This window comes from Pseudomonas juntendi, from assembly GCF_009932375.1.
GTDB classification, from domain to species: Bacteria; Pseudomonadota; Gammaproteobacteria; order Pseudomonadales; family Pseudomonadaceae; genus Aquipseudomonas; species Aquipseudomonas juntendi.
The window spans coordinates 1-16,509 of the sequence record NZ_BLJG01000077.1 but is presented as its reverse complement, the minus strand read 5'-3'; the positions used below and the strand labels follow the sequence as shown (position 1 = coordinate 16,509).

The 16,509-nt window shown below is 57.3% G+C and carries 14 protein-coding genes; 4 read left to right on the top strand and 10 right to left on the bottom strand.

Translation table 11 applies throughout. From position 1 onward, the window contains the following. Window positions 1-144 precede the first annotated feature (144 nt). From rfbB to rfbC, 4 genes are read left to right on the top strand one after another with little or no spacing between them, the layout of a single operon-like run. On the top strand, window positions 145-1,221 hold the full coding sequence (gene rfbB / locus GYA94_RS11270) for a dTDP-glucose 4,6-dehydratase (protein ID WP_161892324.1): 1,077 nt from the start codon (window positions 145-147) through the stop codon (window positions 1,219-1,221). Then, a complete protein-coding gene (rfbD, locus tag GYA94_RS11265; RefSeq protein WP_161892323.1) occupies window positions 1,218-2,123 on the top strand; it encodes a dTDP-4-dehydrorhamnose reductase in 906 nt (301 codons plus the stop codon). The genes rfbB and rfbD overlap by 4 nt, the downstream gene beginning before the upstream one ends. After that, a complete protein-coding gene (rfbA, locus tag GYA94_RS11260) occupies window positions 2,120-3,010 on the top strand; it encodes a glucose-1-phosphate thymidylyltransferase RfbA (protein ID WP_154211210.1) in 891 nt (296 codons plus the stop codon). The genes rfbD and rfbA overlap by 4 nt, the downstream gene beginning before the upstream one ends. Beyond that, window positions 3,010-3,558: a dTDP-4-dehydrorhamnose 3,5-epimerase gene (gene rfbC, locus GYA94_RS11255; RefSeq protein WP_161892322.1), complete on the top strand. Its 549-nt coding sequence runs from the start codon at window positions 3,010-3,012 to the stop codon at window positions 3,556-3,558. The genes rfbA and rfbC overlap by 1 nt, the downstream gene beginning before the upstream one ends. Before the next feature lie 397 nt (window positions 3,559-3,955). Here rfbC and GYA94_RS11250 read toward each other — a convergent pair whose 3' ends face one another. The 10 genes from GYA94_RS11250 to GYA94_RS11205 all read right to left on the bottom strand — a co-directional run. After that, a complete protein-coding gene (locus GYA94_RS11250; protein WP_054913319.1) occupies window positions 3,956-4,348 on the bottom strand; it encodes a GtrA family protein in 393 nt (130 codons plus the stop codon). Next, window positions 4,345-5,289: a glycosyltransferase family 2 protein gene (locus tag GYA94_RS11245; protein ID WP_054913320.1), complete on the bottom strand. Its 945-nt coding sequence runs from the start codon at window positions 5,287-5,289 to the stop codon at window positions 4,345-4,347. Before GYA94_RS11245 ends, GYA94_RS11250 begins: the two co-directional genes overlap by 4 nt. Next, on the bottom strand, window positions 5,286-6,926 hold the full coding sequence (locus GYA94_RS11240) for a DUF6311 domain-containing protein (protein WP_161892321.1): 1,641 nt from the start codon (window positions 6,924-6,926) through the stop codon (window positions 5,286-5,288). The genes GYA94_RS11245 and GYA94_RS11240 overlap by 4 nt, the downstream gene beginning before the upstream one ends. Window positions 6,927-6,968: 42 nt before the next feature. Continuing rightward, window positions 6,969-9,488 carry a glycosyltransferase gene (locus tag GYA94_RS11235; RefSeq protein WP_161892320.1) on the bottom strand — a complete coding sequence of 840 codons (2,520 nt, stop codon included), beginning with the start codon at window positions 9,486-9,488 and terminating at the stop codon, window positions 6,969-6,971. After that, entirely contained in the window at window positions 9,489-10,832 is a 1,344-nt protein-coding gene (locus tag GYA94_RS11230) for a class I SAM-dependent methyltransferase (protein WP_161892319.1), read from the bottom strand. Beyond that, window positions 10,832-12,046: an ABC transporter ATP-binding protein gene (locus GYA94_RS11225; protein WP_110677883.1), complete on the bottom strand. Its 1,215-nt coding sequence runs from the start codon at window positions 12,044-12,046 to the stop codon at window positions 10,832-10,834. The genes GYA94_RS11230 and GYA94_RS11225 overlap by 1 nt, the downstream gene beginning before the upstream one ends. Next, window positions 12,043-12,837 (bottom strand): ABC transporter permease, encoded by a 795-nt coding sequence (locus GYA94_RS11220; protein WP_110677881.1) that lies wholly within the window; start codon window positions 12,835-12,837, stop codon window positions 12,043-12,045. The genes GYA94_RS11225 and GYA94_RS11220 overlap by 4 nt, the downstream gene beginning before the upstream one ends. A 2-nt stretch (window positions 12,838-12,839) precedes the next feature. Then, a complete protein-coding gene (locus GYA94_RS11215; protein WP_110677879.1) occupies window positions 12,840-14,201 on the bottom strand; it encodes a phosphohexomutase domain-containing protein in 1,362 nt (453 codons plus the stop codon). Window positions 14,202-14,323: 122 nt separating this feature from the next. After that, the gene (locus GYA94_RS11210; RefSeq protein ID WP_110677878.1) at window positions 14,324-15,766 is read right to left on the bottom strand and encodes a mannose-1-phosphate guanylyltransferase/mannose-6-phosphate isomerase; all 1,443 of its coding nucleotides are present in this window, start codon (window positions 15,764-15,766) and stop codon (window positions 14,324-14,326) included. Between the two features lie 323 nt (window positions 15,767-16,089). Then, window positions 16,090-16,509, bottom strand: a 420-nt coding sequence (locus tag GYA94_RS11205) for an MBL fold metallo-hydrolase RNA specificity domain-containing protein (protein ID WP_304363540.1), incomplete at its 5' end; no start/stop codon positions are given.

Genomic DNA, 16,509 nt, shown 5'->3' with positions numbered 1-16,509 from the left:
TAATGAGCATTATAGAACAAGGCTGCAGACCTTTGACGATGTCATGTAAACGGTATCGCTTCAAGACGCGCCAATGCGATATACTCCATAAATACTTCTTTAAACAGAGCCAGGGCTCTGTCAGAAAATAAAGGTGGAAACCCCGTGAAAATACTGGTTACAGGTGGCGCCGGCTTCATCGGTTCGGCGGTGGTTCGTCACATAGTGTCGCATACCAACAATTCCGTAGTTAACTTGGACAAACTGACCTACGCAGGCAATCTAGAATCCCTGCAATCGATCGATCAAGATTCGCGCTACGCTTTCGAACACGTTGACATCTGCGACCGTGTCGACTTGGATCGCGTATTCCTTGAGCACCAACCTGATGCCGTAATGCACTTGGCTGCCGAGTCTCACGTAGACCGTTCCATTTCGGGCCCGTCCGAGTTCATCCAGACCAACATCATAGGCACTTACACCCTGCTTGAAGCCGCCAGAGGTTACTGGCTGACCCTTGATGAGTCTCGCAAAGCAGCGTTCCGCTTCCACCATATCTCCACCGATGAGGTTTATGGCGACCTGGAAGGCCCGGAGGATCTGTTCACCGAAACTACACCCTACCAGCCAAGCTCGCCATATTCGGCCAGTAAGGCCAGCTCCGATCACTTGGTACGCGCCTGGGCGCGCACCTACGGTCTACCAACCATCGTAACCAACTGCTCCAACAACTACGGCCCTTTCCACTTCCCGGAAAAGCTGATCCCGCTTGTGATTTTGAACGCGTTGGAAGGCAAACCACTGCCGATCTATGGCAAAGGCGATCAAATTCGCGACTGGCTTTATGTTGAAGATCACGCCCGCGCGCTATACAAAGTGGTCACCGAAGGTGAAGTGGGTGAAACCTACAACATCGGCGGCCATAACGAGAAGCAAAACATCGAAGTGGTACGCACAGTTTGCTCACTGCTTGATGAACTGCGTCCTGATTCCAAATACCGCCCTCATGTCGACCTGCTGACCTACGTTCAAGATCGTCCAGGCCACGATCTGCGGTACGCAATCGACGCTAGCAAGATCCAGCGAGAGCTCGGCTGGGTGCCGGAAGAAACCTTCGAGTCGGGTATTCGCAAGACCGTTCAATGGTATCTGGACAACCCTGAGTGGGTTGAGCACGTTAAAAGCGGTAGCTACCAACAGTGGATCGACAGCAACTACGCCAAGCGTACAGGCCAAGCATGAAAATTCTGCTGTTAGGAAAAAACGGCCAGGTTGGCTGGGAGCTTCAGCGCGCGCTGAGCGTGCTCGGTGAAGTTGTGGCACTCGATCGACACCTGGCCGCCACACCCTACGGTGAGCTCAAAGGGGATCTTTCGGACCTGGAAAGCCTCAGGGCCGCCATTCGCGCTATCTCGCCCCAAGCGATTGTGAACGCAGCCGCCTACACGGCAGTGGACAAGGCTGAAAGCGAACGCGACACAGCCCATCTTGTGAATTCCTTGGCTAGCCAAGTGATGGCGGAGGAAGCCAAGCGCCTGGATGCATGGTTGGTACACTACTCAACCGACTATGTTTTCGACGGCACGGGTACTACCCCGTGGAAAGAAACCGACAGCGTTGCGCCGGTTAACTTTTATGGCGCCACAAAGCTCGAAGGCGAACAGCTGATACAGGCCTCGGGCTGCAAGCATCTGATTTTCCGTACCAGCTGGGTGTATGCCGCGCGGGGCAACAATTTCGCCAAGACGATGCTACGCCTGGCAAAGGAGCGTACCGCACTCAATGTAATCGCTGACCAGGTAGGAGTGCCCACGGGAGCGGAGTTACTCGCGGATGTGGCTGTAGCTGCTCTGCAACAAGCGTTGCATAAACCTGAGCTGAGCGGGGTCTACCACCTGGCGCCAACGGGCGAAACGACCTGGCATGCATATGCCAGCTATGTTATTGATTTCGCGCGGAGTCATGGCGAGGATCTCGTGGTCGAAGCCGTGAATCCGATTGCTACTACCGAGTACCCTACTCCGGCAAGTCGCCCGTTGAATTCACGCTTGGATACCGCCAAGCTTCGCAACTCTTTCACGCTGCACTTGCCTGACTGGCAAAGTGGTGTCACCCGTATGCTCATGGAAGCTCTTAACAAATGAACGCAACCAATCGTAAAGGGATCATTCTGGCTGGTGGTTCCGGAACGCGTCTGCACCCCGCAACGCTTTCTGTTTCGAAGCAGCTTTTGCCTGTTTATGACAAACCGATGATCTACTACCCGCTGGGCACTTTGCTGCTGGCAGGTATTCGCGACATTCTGATCATCTCTACTCCACAAGATACGCCTCGGTTCGAGCAGCTTCTTGGCGACGGCAGCCAGTGGGGCATCAACCTCACTTATGCAGTGCAGCCGAGTCCGGATGGCCTGGCGCAGGCCTTCACGATCGGCGCTGACTTCATCGGTAACGATCCCTCAGCACTGGTGCTGGGCGATAACATCTTCTACGGCCATGATTTCCAGGCGCTGCTGCTGAATGCCGACAAGCGGGATTCCGGTGCGTCGGTATTCGCCTATCACGTGCACGACCCAGAGCGCTACGGCGTGGCTGAGTTCGACGACAGCGGCCGTGTGTTGTCTCTGGAAGAAAAGCCGGCTGTTCCAAAGTCGAGCTATGCCGTCACTGGTCTGTATTTCTATGACAACCAAGTCGTCGACCTGGCTCGCGACCTCAAGCCCTCAGCGCGCGGCGAGCTGGAAATCACCGACCTTAACAATCTCTACCTGCAACAGCAGCAGTTGCAGGTAGAAATCATGGGCCGCGGCTACGCATGGCTCGACACCGGTACGCACGATAGCCTGCTCGAAGCAAGCCAATACATCGCCACGATGGAGCGCCGTCAGGGCTTGAAAGTGGCCTGCCCTGAAGAAATTTGCTACCGCGCTGGCTGGATCGACGCCGAGCAACTCGAGCGGCTGGCTCAACCCATGCTGAAAAACGGTTATGGCAAGTATCTGCAAAACTTGTTGAAAGAGAAGGTATTCTGATGCAAGCCATTCCGATGAGTATCCCGGAAGTCGTTCTGTTCACCCCGAAGGTATTCGGCGATGAACGAGGTTTTTTCTACGAGAGCTTCAACGCCCGCGTCTTCGCCGAAGTAACCGGCCTGCGGCCTGATTTCGTTCAAGACAACCACTCCCGCTCGGCTAAAGGCGTGCTGCGTGGCCTGCATTATCAGCTGGCACCTCACGCTCAGGGCAAGCTGGTGCGTGTGGTGCAGGGTGAGGTTTTCGACGTTGCGGTAGATATCCGCCGCTCGTCCCCTACCTTCGGTAAATGGGTGGGTGCGGTGTTGTCAGCCGAGAATAAGAACCAGCTGTGGATCCCGCCAGGGTTTGCCCACGGCTTCGTCACCTTGAGTGAAACCGCAGAGTTCCTCTACAAGACCACCGACTTCTACTCGCCGCAGTGCGAGCGCTGCATTGCATGGGATGACCCGGCAGTCGGGATCGAGTGGCCCATAGACTTTATCCCAAGCTTGTCTGGCAAAGACCAACTCGGGGTGGCACTGGCTGACGCTGAGTTGTTTGAATAGCGACTAGCGCTGAGAAAGGCTGCGAAAACGCAGCCTTTTTTCTGAAGGCATATCCTGATCGAGGCTTATCGAATGGGGGCGCTTGAGCTCAGCATCGCTGTAACGACTAGCATCGGGCGAGAGACCCATAGCACTCACGGTATCTTATAACTCAAGAACGTGAAAGCAGAACTGGATGGCACGATGGTTTGGCTCAACACCCGCTTTGGACCCCTGCGCTGCCGTCAGCTGAACTAAAGCCCGTACAACATGAACAGAGCCAGCACCAGTTGGCGCTGGAGGCAGTGCATAACTCCACCAGCTGACGCATGACTGTGCCGCTTAGCTGGCTGAAAACCTGGGCTGCAAGCTAACCACCGCACAGAGCGCGGGGCCGTAAAGGCCCCGCACCGTTATGCTAGCGCGTGGGGGAAAATGCCCAAAGTTTCATGACTATGTAGTTGAGCACCGGCACCACAAAAATCACCATCAGCAAACCAAAGGCGTAATGCCACCCCAGGAACTCCACCAGCGAGGTGATCGCCAGGGTAAGGGCCAACGACACCAAAGAAACCAGCAAAAAGCGCCGATAGCCAAGAAAACTGGCGGGCGTTTTGAAGGTGAAACGGCTATTGAGGATATACGACATCACGTTGGCAAACATGAACGCCACGCCATTGGCAACATAGGCCGGCGGTGCCAACAGTTCCATCAACGTGACCACGATTCCCGCATGCACTAGAGTGTTGGTCACGCCCACCAGGCCGAAGCGGATGAACTCGTGGTAACGTTGGGGGACTAGATTGATCACTTGATAACATCACGCACTATGTAAACCGGCCGTTTTTTCGACTCGGCAAAAATCCGCCCTACGTATTCTCCCAAAACACCAATGCCAATTAGCTGTACACCACTGGCAAACAATATGGTGATCATGATCGATGCATAACCCGGCGTGTCAGCACCAAAGAAAATGGTTTTGATCAGCAAGTAAGCGGCGTACAAGAATGACAACGCCGACACTGCACAACCGAGATAGGTCCAGATGCGCAACGGCGCACTGCTGAAGCTGGTGATGCCCTCGATTGCAAAGTTCCACAGTTTCCAGGTATTGAAGCTTGAGGTACCGTGCTCACGCGGGGCTACTTTGTACTCCACGGTAGTGGTCCGGAAGCCCACCCAGGCAAATAAACCTTTCATGAAGCGTCTTGTTTCAGGAAGGGTTTTCAAGGCTTCAACGACCTTGCGGTCCATCAGTCGAAAATCGCCGACATCGGCAGGAATATCAATGTCGGAAATCCGGTTGTGCACACGGTAGAACCAGTTGGCCGTCAGCTTTTGCACAGCGTGGTCAGTGTCACGGTCGACCCGCTTGGCCAGCACCACTTCTGCACCCTCCTCCCACTTCTGAATAAGCTCGAGGATGACCTCTGGCGGGTGCTGCAGGTCAGAATCAATGGGGATTACCGCGTCACCAGTGGCAAAATCAAGGCCCGCAGATATGGCCGCCTCCTTGCCGAAGTTGCGCGACAGGTCGACAACGGTAAGGTAATGGTTTGCTGCTTTGGCTTTGACCAGCTCATCGTACGTGCGGTCACGGCTACCATCGTTGATACCAATAACTTCGAGCTCGTAGCGGTCGGCGAGCGGTGCGAATACTTCGTTGATCCTGGCGAAAAAAGCTTGTACACCCTTTTCTTCGTTATAAAACGGCGAGACCAGGGAAACTTTTCGCTTTGGCAAAGGGGTCATTGAACTTTACTCCCTGTTGGCTGGAAGCTGCACACATGGGCGAAATCGATTTCTATGCACGCAGGTTGGCGGTCTGCCGGGAACAACGCTTTCACCTGTGCTACTGCAGGGAAATCGCCGCGGTTGAACACATACATCGAATTGGCCATTTGCGAGCCTGCAATTTCGGCCTGGGTGCTTTCCACTGCGCAGTTAGAAGCCGCTCGTGATACATAACCGGTGTTGATCTTCAGGTTATGCACGGAGGCAAAGCGCATGGTTGGCATCAGCGTGTTCAAAATCTGGTCGGCACGACCGCAACGGAACTTGGGGAAAAAGTACAAGTACTGGGTGTCGGTAGTGAGTTGTTGGTCCCAGGTCGGCTGGGTCAGCACGGCCGCAGCAGGACGTTTGGCGGTATCGACCAGACGGTGGCGCAAGTTGGACAGGTCTGCCAATTGCAGGCCGATCAATACCACCATGCTGACGGCAAATACTTTGGCACCCAAGCGTTTATAGAGGCTCGCAATGGCAAATATCACCACGCAATAACCCACCGGCCAGAAGAACCTGCCCGAGGCACGGAACTGAGATGTGATACGGTCCATGAACGAAGGATAGTGAAGCGAGACAATTTCATGCACGCCAAGGTAGATGGTGTCTGAAAGCGCGTAGGCGGTGAAGAGGAACATCAGCCATGTCAGTGCCCGGTGTTTGGCAAAGCTGCTCTCGGACGCACTACGGTTCAGCACCCAGGCAAGCGCAAAGGCCAGCAGCACACCCAGGCCAAGATAGTTGAAGCCTTCATACTGGCCAGGCATTTCAGGGTCGGGGAACTTGATGTACTTGCCACCATGAAACGGTGATAGCAAGTTCATTGAATAAGTACCGAAACCGGACTCTGGTGCTACTTCTACCCGCTCCATGGGGAAGATGGTAAGAAACAGGCTGGCACCGATTATCACGAAGGGAATGGCAGCTCGGGCCAATTCACGCGGTGCGCGCCACGACGGCTGGTGAAACAGCCCGGCAACGTAGATGGCGCTGGCCATTACACAGAGATAGATGTTGACGTAGAACGACGATACCAACAGCAACGTCCAGCCCAGCCGCTCTGGCGTGACCGTGCGACGGCTGCGGACATACAACGCCAGTGCGCAAAGGATAATCCAGTGCGACATCAGCGAGATATGCCCCAGGCGGGTAGTTAGCGCCGGGAACGTCAACAGGCACACCACCAAGGCAAACAGCGCCAACCAGGAATGCACCCGCAATTCACGCAGGATCCACCAGCCGCATACAGCCTGGGCGATGAAGGAAAGCGCGACCCACACACCGAACGGGTTGAACGGCGCGAAGCTAGAAGGTACGAAAACCTTTAGCAGCAACGCGTACAACGGGATCGCGTCAACAAAAGTGGCGCGCGTGCCTTGCGGATAGTTGATGCTGTCGAAAGCCAGTAGCGGGTAGCTGAATGGCGCATTAAAGAAGGCGTTGAACCCAGCGAAGTACTGAGTGACATCATCGACCTCGGTTAACCAATACGAGGATGTCCCAGTGATGAAGCCCGCGGGAAAGTAGCGCAGGACAAAAAACACCCCAATAGCCAGCGCGACCGCAAAGCCGGCTCTCCCCGTTGAGTCTAACTTCAAACGCATTTCCCTATATCCCAAATTTTCTGCTGTGTCGTGACTGGCTTATCAAAACTTGTACTTGTCGATCTCGCCAATGAGTTGCTGTGCGCTGGCCTTCCAGGTAAGCCAAGGCATCTGGCTGGACTGCGGGTGCCGCCCTTCGGCATGCAGCAACAACCATTCGCCAATACTGTCGGCAACTGCCTGGGCATCGGCACCCGAGAAGAACCACGCATGCTCACCCGCCACTTCGCGGAACACAGGGAGGTCGCGGGCAATAATGGGCAGTTGGTATTGCGCAGCTTCAATCAACGGCAGGCCAAAACCCTCACCGTACGAGGCCGCTACCAGACAATCGCAGTTGTTATACAGATATTCGAGGTATTCGTCGCTAGCCCCTTCCAGCCAGAGCAGCCGTTTGCCGGCCTCCGGGTGGTTGCGCAGTTTGGCTGCCAGGTCGTCGACCAGCCAGCCGTGCTTGCCGACAATTATCAGGTTGGCCTGTACGCCGGCCGCCCAGAGGTGCTCGAACGCTTCCAGTGCCTGAGCATGGCCCTTGCGTGGTTCAAGGGTACCGACCATAAGGAAGTTGGTGTTGTCGGCCAAAGCTTCAAGGCGCTTGGCAGGGTCTTGCGGAAGACCTGTGGAGGGCATGGACTGGTCGATGTCCGCCCCCAGATGGAACGCGCCAATTCGGAACGGGCGTTCGCCTGCCAGGTTGTTTTCGGCCAGCCAGTCGCGCAACTCGTCCGCCACAGCCCGGGAGATGCACAGCGCACCATCGTATTCGGCAACGGCATGGATCCACGTGCGGTAGTGGGCTTGCAGGCTGTCGACGAAGCAGTGCGGCAACTGCAGGATCAGCAGGTCGTACACCACGAAGAAAATGTTCACCCCATGGCTACGCAAGGTATCGAGGTAGCTGCGCTTATGCGGCAACACGTCCATCAGCAGGTCAAGGCACAGGTATACATCGCCAGCGCGGTAGCTGATGGCTTCATCTTCGACGTGCTCGAACGCCTGGCCAAGGAACTTGGCGGTAAAGCGCGAGGCATGGCGGTAAAAAGCTTCGCCGGCGACGGTATATACAGGCCGCACGTCATACGCCGCAGGCGGGTTGGTCAACCATTCCAGCAGGATGCTGCGCACTACCCGTTGGATGCCACTCTTGCCGTCGTGCTTGCTCAGCTCGGAGATATCCACGAACAGTTGTGGCTTGCCAGCCGGGCCCTGTAGCGAGTAGTCAATGGCTTTTGCCAGCCGCTTGATATCCACTGCACCGGGCTGCAACAGGGCTCGGCCAGCAAGGCCGTCGATCAGCGCCTGCAGAGCGTCGGTGGCCTGTTCGACCGCGACCGGTTTATCGGCCTGGGCCAGTGCTTGCTCAAAGGCCTCCACGGCAGCCTTGCCGGTAAGGTCCCACGAGAAAGCTTCAGCGCGCTGCAAACCATGGGCTGCCAAGCGCTCGCGGAAAGCTTCATCGCCCAGTGCCTGACGCAGCTTTGCCACCAAAGACTGGGTATTGAGCGGGTCGAAAGTCGCTTCCTCCAGCCCGATGACCTCGGGCACGCTGGAAGTATTGGCACCGATAACCGGGGCGCCGCACTTCATCGCTTCCAGCGGTGGCAAGCCGAAGCCCTCGTGCCATGAAGGGAACACGTAGAGCTGGCATGCGTTATACAGTGCAACCAGTTCCTCATCGGTAATGTAGCCGGTGAAGACCAAGTCGGTGTCCCCCAGGCCTTGGCTGCGCGCAGCGGCGCGGTACTGGTCGATATGAAACTGCGGCATCTTGCCTGCAAAAACCAGCTGCACATTGCCAGCTTCCTGGCGAACCTTGGCGAATGCCTCGATCAGCCTTACCAGGTTCTTGCGTTCATCGGCTCCCCCGGAGTAGAGCACGAAGGGGGTGCGCAAGCCGAAGCGCACGGCCAGGGCCTGACGCTGCGCTGCGTCCAGTTCGATGGGCCGGAATATCTCGTCGGCCGCTGTCGACACATTCACAACCTTGGCGGCCTCCAAAGGCAGCAGGGACAGTGCCTCTTGGCGGGCGAACTGGGAAATCGACAGCAACAGGCCGTACTGTTTGAACGCCTCGACCTTGTCCAGGTAGTGCGCCTTGTAGCCCGGGTTGGGGTCCAGGTACTGCCGGGGGCTGACCAGCGGAATCAGGTCATACAGGGTTGCACTGACCAGCGCCCGCTGATCCAGTTGCGGGCTGCCGATCACGGCATCGTCGATATAGCCTTCCACCGGGCTACAGACATGTACCACATCGGGTTGCAAGTCATCGATGCAGGCCTGGCGGATACGCTCGGCCACCTCGCGCCGGGCGCGGTTGGCCGGATCGCGTGCAGACACTGGGCCTTCGGCGTACCACACGCGAATGTGGCTTTGCGGCAGCAGGCCGATGAACGCTGTGCGGATGCTGTCGATGCTGTCTGACAGCATGCCGTTGAGCAGCAGGTATACCTCATGGCCGTTACTGTTGCGCACGATGCCCTGCGCCAGGGAAAGGCTGTAGCGCCCGATACCACGGAAACGGCTCTCGGTTTGCGCGCCCTGCAAGTCAATTACGATACGCATTCAGTGCTTGCTCTTAATCATGGCTTCGCTGAGGGCGCTTTCAATCGAGCGCCCACGCGGTGTCAAGGGTGCGTGGTCGATCACGCCGTGTTGTGGGTCACTGGCCATTGCCACAGGTTCGGATGCCAGCACCCGGCGAATCTGCTGCGTCAGCCAAGGGCTACGGTGCAAAGCCGCCAGCGCCAGGCGTTTTACCGCCGGGCGGCGCTCTACCCAAAGCCGCGCATGCGGTGCCACGCGACGCAACGCAGCCTTGCCGTGCCGGGAAGGCCAGTACAGCACCCGGCCTATCATGCGCAGCGGCGCGCTAACCCGCCACGAGGTGCTGGCAAGCATTGCCTGCAATTGTTGCTCAACGGCCTGGGCGCGCTGGAAGTGATGATGGCAATTTTCCAGCGCCACGTTGCGCTCTTGCTGCACTGCGCCAAACTGCTGCTGCAGGTCATTGAGAGCTGTCTGGTAGCGATCCTGGATCACCAGCAACTGATGGGTTTGCTGGGCCTGGACCTCGGCCATGATTCGCTGGAATTCAGCGGGTTCGAAGAATGTCGCTCGCACCGTTTCCACCGTGTTGTGCAGTTCAGCGAACCGGCGGTCGATCGCGCGATCGTAGCGGTGCGCCAGTTGGTCGAGTGAGATGCCATAAGCCGCCTCGAACATGTCGTCAAAGGGCTGCAACTGGCTTGGGCTAGCGGCTTTCTGCGCTACCACGGCGTAGTCCGGGCTGACGCTGAACAACACGTTCAACACGCCAAGGGGCGCTTGCTCGTCATGGACTTCAGGCGGTTCCTGCAACCGCACAATCTTGGCCCGGGCAAACCCGCTGTAATCCGCCAGAAACGACATCAGCAGGCTGGGCAAAGGTTGTTCGTGGGTTGGGTCAAGGTAGAAATTGTTGGTGCCAACCGTCACGTTTTCAGCGTTGGGGGTTTCCAGAATCAGCAGCCCGGCAGGGCGCAGTACCCGCAAAGATTCGGCAACCAGTTCCTGCAAAACGGCAAACGGCAGGTGCTCGGCGATATGAAACCCGCTTACCGCCACCTGGCTGTTATCGGGCAGCTTGCGCAGCGCGCTCAGCACATCATCCTTGTTCGCCGGCAGCTTGAGCGCTTCGCAGGCTTCCAGCATGCCGTCGTCCAGGTCTACACCCAGTGGTGAAAAGCCCTCGCGCACCATCAGCTCCAGCCACTCTCCACGGCCACAACCTAGATCAAGTACAGGGCAGTCAGCGTACAACGCCTTGAGCGGTTCGAGGAACGGCAGATAGGCCTGGAGCCGCTGTGTGATCGTCTCGCGCGAACCACGGTAACGGTCCTCGAAAGCCCTGTAAAAACCTGCATTCATCAATTGCACTCCACTGTAGGCGGTATCCACGCAAGGCCTACGAAGTTCTGTTCGGACATGTTCACCACATTGAACACCAACGCGAGGTCACGCCACTCATAGTTATCAGCGATATGGCTGTCGGTGGCGTGCAAGGCAACAGCCACCGAATAAGATCCCACCCCCAGGTTTGCCGGGAAGCGGAAGGCGTAGGTCAACCTTGTACCCGCCGCAAGGTCGGTGCGCACGCACTGCAGGTGGTGAGTGTTGGTACCAAAGACGTCCTGGCCAAGGCGGTCCTTGATCACATAACCCACCACCAATTCCGGCAAGCGTGCATGCACCTGGACGCCGATACTCAAGCAAACGGCCTCTCCGACCGTAATGTACTCAACCGGCGCGCCCTCGGCGTTAAGCAGTGCCACCTTGGCAATACTGGCCTTCCCGCTACCTGAACGCGTTTGCACGCTACCATCCTGCAAGGTCTGGACCTCGACCGTGGCGTTTTCTTTCTGTGCGATGATGGCGTTGTAGTAATCCATTACTTCTTCGGGCGGCCCGTCCTTGATCACGGTACCGCCGTCCAGCAGAATCGCGCGGTTGCACAAGGCCTGGATCGCGCCACGGTCGTGGGACACGATCAACAGTGTGGTACCGGCCTTTTGAAATTCCTTGATACGGCTAAAGCTTTTGTGCTGGAAATAGCTGTCTCCTACTGACAACGCCTCATCAATGATGAGGATTTCCGGCCGAAACGCGGTCGCCACCGCGAACGCCACGCGCATCTGCATGCCGCTTGAATAGGTACGCACGGCCTGGTCAAAGTACTCGCCAATTTCGGCGAACGCTTCAATGTCGGCTATGACACCGTCGATCTGCTCCGTGCTGAACCCCATCAGGCCAGCGGCGTGGTAGGCATTCTGGCGGCCGGTAAGCTCGGCATTGAAACCCATACCCAGCTCAAGAATAGCGGCGATACGCCCGTGTACCTGCACGCGCCCTTCGGTAGGCTGCAGCGTACCGGTAATCATCTTCAGCAAGGTCGATTTGCCAGCACCGTTCTGCCCTACCAGGCCAATGGCTTCGCCGGCCTCAATGTTGAAGCTGACGTGCTTGAGCACCCAGTGCTCGCTGCTGGCCTTGACCGGCATATAGAACCAGCGTGCGATACGTTGCCATTCCGAGCGATAACTGCGGTAGGCCTTGCCCACGTTGTTGACGGACATGAGTGTCATAGGGAGTCCACCATTTCAGCCGAGGCTCGACGGAACAGGAACAGCCCCAACACCATCAGGCCCAGGGCGATGCCAATGGTGACACCCAACCCGGCGATATTCGGCGCGAGTTTGTACACCATTACATTGTGGTAGGAAGTGACGATGGCATACATGGGGTTGATGTCCAGCGTGCCCTTCAGGTAGTCGGGCACGATATTCACCGAATACACAATCGGGGTGAACCAGAACCACACCTGCAGGATGATCGGTACGACCTGGCCGATGTCGCGCAGGAATACATTCATCACCCCCAATACCAACCCGAGCCCCACGGCAAATGCCACCACAACCAGCGTCAGCGGCAATAACCAGAGCATCTGCAGGTTGGGTGCATGCCCCAGCACTGCAAAAATGATCATCACTGCCACAAACAACAGCAAGTTATTGAGCAGGCACGAGCCCACCACAATCACTGGAAGGGCGATGCGTGGAAAGCGCATCTTCTTCATCAGGTTACCTTGGTCGATGAACACCGTAAGGCAACGCCCGACGATCTCGGCGAAAAGGTTCCACGCCAGGATGCCGGCAATCAGGTAGAGCGCATAAGCATACTTGTTGTCGATACCCGGCAGCCGCGCGCCGAGTACATTCGACAAAATCAACGCATAGATGGCTACTTGCGCCAGAGGGTGAATGATCATCCACAGGCCACCGAGCTTGCTGCGCGCGAACCTGGAGATGAATTCGTTTTTGATGGAAGTAAAGATGAAGCCTCTGTAATCCCAGATGCCCCGAAGCATGCCAAACATAGTTATCCCTGGATCAGGCCGGCGATTTCAGTCACGCGTTGCGCTACCAGCGCTTGATCACCGCGGCTTTCAACATTCAACCGCAGCAACGGCTCTGTATTGGAGCCGCGCAGGCTGAAACGCCAGTCGGCAAATTCGACACTGATGCCATCGGTACGGTCCACACTCGGCGCCTGGGGCAGGTAGAAGGCCAGGATCTTATCGATAGTGCCTGCTACATCGGCCACTTCATAGTTGATCTCGCCGCTACACGGGAATGCCGCAATACGCTCATCCACCAGTTGTGCCAGGCTCTTTCCAGTCACGCTCATCAGCGCGGCTACCAGCAGCCACGGGATGTTCCCGCTATCGCAGTAGGCAAAGTCGCGGAAGTAATGGTGCGCGCTCATTTCGCCCCCGTATACGGCGTCTTCGGCGCGCATGCGTTCCTTGATGAAAGCGTGACCGGTTTTGCTCTGGATGGCCTGGCCACCGGCAGCGCTGACTTGCTCGATGGTGTTCCAGGTAAGGCGAGGGTCATGAATGATCTTGCTGCCTGGGTGCTTGGCCAGCAGCATTTCGGCCAGCAGGCCGACCACGTAGTAGCCCTCGATGAAACGACCTTGGCTATCGAAGAAAAAGCAGCGGTCGAAATCACCGTCAAACGCGATGCCCATGTCTGCCCCAGTGTCCAGGACGGCCTGGCGGGTAAGGTCCCGATTCTCTGGTAGCAGCGGGTTGGGGATGCCGTTGGGGAAGTGCCCGTCCGGCTGGCCGTTAATGATGGTTATCGCCAGCGGCAGGCGCGCCTTCAGCAGTTCCAGCACGGGGCCGACCGCGCCGTTGCCCGGGTCGGCCAGCACTTTCAACGGCTTGAGCGCGGCGAGGTCAATATAGGTCAGCAAGTGGTCGATGTAGGCGGTTTTATCAAACGCTTCGCGCACGCTGCCAGGGTGGGCGGCCTGCGGGCCAAGGTCGCCGGCTTCGACGCGGTGGCGGATATCGGTGAGGCCGGTGTCGCCACTGATGGGGCGAGACTGCTCGCGGACCAGCTTCATGCCGTTGTAGCCCTTGGGATTATGGCTAGCGGTGACCATGATGCCGCCATCGGCCTGGTAGTGGCTGGTAGCGAAATACACTTCTTCGGTACCGCACAAGCCGATGTCGATTACATCGGCGCCGCCTTCGGTCAGCCCTTTTATCAGGGCACGGGACAGGCCAGGGCTTTCCAGGCGCATGTCCCGGCCAACGATATAACTGCGCCCGCCCAACTGGGCCACCAGGGCGCGGCCTATACGGTAGGCGATGTCATCGTTGAGGTCAGCGGGCACTTGGCCGCGGATGTCATAGGCTTTGAAGCAGCGGGTCTGGATAGGTGCGTACATGCATCTCTCTCGGTGCGCAAGCGCAAAACAGGTTCCGACTGGAAGGGGATGACCGGCGAAGAATTGCCGCATGAAAACCAGCCCCGCGCCCGACTGGCAGGGGGCCGACAGCATAACCGGTGTCAGGCGTTGCAACGCCCGTACTTGTCCTCGAAGCGAACAATGTCATCCTCGCCGAGGTAATCACCACTCTGCACTTCGATCAGCACCAGGTCGATGACGCCGGGGTTTTCCAGACGATGCCTGTGGCCTGCGCGAATGAAGGTGGACTCGTTAGTGTTGAGCATCAATTCCTGGTCGTCATTCACCACCACCGCCATGCCGCTGACCACAATCCAGTGTTCGCTGCGATGATGGTGCATTTGCAACGACAAGGAAGCCTTGGGCTTGACCACGATACGCTTGATCTTGAAGCGCTCGCCATTTTCCAGTGTGGTATAGGTACCCCAAGGGCGATGCACGGTCTGATGCAACAGGTGTGCCCCATGGCCGTCGTTTTTCAGGCGCTTGACGATATGCTTCACGTCCTGGGCGTGATCCTTGTGGGCGATGAGCAAGGCGTCGGGTGTATCCACTACCAGCAGGTTTTGCACGCCCACCAGTGCAGCCAGGCGGTTCTCGGAATTGACATAGTTATCGCGCGCGTCGTAGGCCATTACCTCGCCTTCAAAGCGGTTGCCGAACTCATCCGGCGGAGTCAGCTCACTGACCGCGTTCCACGAGCCGATGTCGCTCCAGCCAATATCGCATGGCACGGTAGCCACTTTGCGAGAGCGCTCCATCAAGGCATAGTCGATGGAGATATCTGGCACCTTGGCAAAACTGTCAGGCTCAAGCGCCAGGCAGCTGTAACCGGTGGAGGTGGAGCGGCGGGAAGCCTCCAGGGTGTGCTCCACGGCTTCGAGCACATCGGGGGCATGGGCCCTGAACTCATCAATGACGGCGCCGACCTGGAAGCAGAACATGCCCGCATTCCAGAAGTAGTTGCCGGCAGCAACGTAGGCCTCGGCTGTTTTCATGTCTGGTTTCTCTACGAAACGCTCGACTTTGAGGCCACCTTCCAGCGCTCCGCCGGCAGCGGCCTCGATGTAACCGAAACCGGTTTCGGGATACTGCGGCTTGATGCCGAACGTAACCAACCAGCCTTGCTCGGCCAGGTGCAGAGCTTTTCCGACGGCATCGGCAAATGCCTGTTCATTCTGGATAAGGTGGTCGGCAGCCAGCACCAGCATGTGCACATGAGGGCCGTGGGTCTGGTGCAACTGCAGCGCAGCGGCAGCCACGGCAGCCGCGGTATTACGGCCGAAGGGCTCAAGGATGTAACCCTGGGCATGGCCTTGGGTATTGATGCTGCGGTACTCGTCTTCGGTCTTGAACAACAGTTCCCGGTTGGTGACAGTCAGTACTTCGACCACACCCTCCAAGCGCGCGGCGCGCTGGAAGGTTTTCTGTATAAGATTCTGCCCGTCGGGCAGGGCCATGAATGGCTTGGGATGAGCCTCACGGGAAACTGGCCACAAACGGCTGCCAACGCCACCGGAAAGAATTACCGGGATCAATTCCATAATCGAGTCCTTAACGGCCACTTGAAGTTGTCAACCTCAGGAAACCTGCATCTGTTTTTTATCACTGAACACCACCGCGGCAGCCGCAGCGGCGCATAAATATACGCGTTTAGCGAGTTTAATCCCTAGCCATCCATAGGCTGTAGAGGCAAGCTTCGGCGCTAGAATACCAGAGATTTACCCGCCAGGTTGGGCGCCCCTCCCTGTCCATACGGCTTCCGACGTACCAAGGAGCCAAGCACCTAACCACCTGTAAAGCCCTTGAAACGGATGAGGGCGCGGTTGAGACAACAGAGATCGCCAATGTTCTGAGCGCGACCTGTTTATTTGCCTATAAAAACCGCCATTGGTCGGTTCGCTTCAGCCAGACGATGCTCAAGCGCCTGCTTCAATGCGGTTTTCGCCTGCCGCTCACCATGCACTAAAACAACTTTTGCGGGAGGCGATGGAATACCCTCGATAAAACTTATCAAACCTTCCCTGTCTGCGTGGCCCGAGTAGCCACCAACCGTTAGCACCTTCGCTTTGATCTCATGCGTCTTGCCGCTCAGCTCGATCTGCAAGAAGCCTTCCGCGCCTTCACTGGCCTGTATCACCGCCCCTGGCGTCCCCTTGGCCTGGTGGCCGACAAAAATTATTTCATGCCGAGGGTCGCCGAGCATGGCCTCCAGGTAATTGACGATTCGACCACTTGAACACATGCCATTACCTGCAATCACGATCGCCGGGCGCCCGGTACTCTT

Coding starts and splice junctions, on each gene's coding strand:
- GYA94_RS11225 (WP_110677883.1), bottom strand. CDS start 12,046: ATGACACTCATGTCCGTCAACAACGTGGGCAAGGCCTACCGCAGTTAT.
- GYA94_RS11245 (WP_054913320.1), bottom strand. CDS start 5,289: ATGACCCCTTTGCCAAAGCGAAAAGTTTCCCTGGTCTCGCCGTTTTAT.
- GYA94_RS11235 (WP_161892320.1), bottom strand. CDS start 9,488: ATGCGTATCGTAATTGACTTGCAGGGCGCGCAAACCGAGAGCCGTTTC.
- GYA94_RS11240 (WP_161892321.1), bottom strand. CDS start 6,926: ATGCGTTTGAAGTTAGACTCAACGGGGAGAGCCGGCTTTGCGGTCGCG.
- GYA94_RS11210 (WP_110677878.1), bottom strand. CDS start 15,766: ATGGAATTGATCCCGGTAATTCTTTCCGGTGGCGTTGGCAGCCGTTTG.
- rfbC (WP_161892322.1), top strand. CDS start 3,010: ATGCAAGCCATTCCGATGAGTATCCCGGAAGTCGTTCTGTTCACCCCG.
- rfbD (WP_161892323.1), top strand. CDS start 1,218: ATGAAAATTCTGCTGTTAGGAAAAAACGGCCAGGTTGGCTGGGAGCTT.
- GYA94_RS11215 (WP_110677879.1), bottom strand. CDS start 14,201: ATGTACGCACCTATCCAGACCCGCTGCTTCAAAGCCTATGACATCCGC.
- rfbA (WP_154211210.1), top strand. CDS start 2,120: ATGAACGCAACCAATCGTAAAGGGATCATTCTGGCTGGTGGTTCCGGA.
- GYA94_RS11230 (WP_161892319.1), bottom strand. CDS start 10,832: ATGAATGCAGGTTTTTACAGGGCTTTCGAGGACCGTTACCGTGGTTCG.
- GYA94_RS11220 (WP_110677881.1), bottom strand. CDS start 12,837: ATGTTTGGCATGCTTCGGGGCATCTGGGATTACAGAGGCTTCATCTTT.